Source organism: Candidatus Skiveiella danica, assembly GCF_022705245.1.
Classification (GTDB): Bacteria; Pseudomonadota; Gammaproteobacteria; order Burkholderiales; family Burkholderiaceae_C; genus Skiveiella; species Skiveiella danica.
In genome coordinates, this window is sequence record NZ_JAKJEW010000159.1 from 342 (window position 1) to 578 (window position 237).

General features: G+C 69.2%; 1 protein-coding gene. It reads left to right on the forward strand.

From position 1 onward, the window contains the following. The coding region (locus tag ACMUOY_RS20700) for a heterodisulfide reductase-related iron-sulfur binding cluster (RefSeq protein WP_413894589.1) at positions 1 to 237 on the forward strand (237 nt) is incomplete at both ends.

The window sequence follows — 237 nt, forward strand, 5'->3', positions numbered from 1 at the left end:
GCCGATAAGCTGGCGCTGGAAGTGGCGGGAGCAGCCCGGCCGTGGCCGGCCAAATCTGGGCATCCACGGCGGATGCTGGCGCTGGCCGGATGCGTGCAGCCGGCGCTGGCGCCCAACATCAACGCCGCCGCGGCGCGTGTGCTCGACCGGCTGGGTATCGAGTTGTTCGAGGAAAGCCTGGCCGGCTGTTGTGGCGCCGTGCGTTTCCATCTGAATGACCAGGCTGCGGCCAAGGAC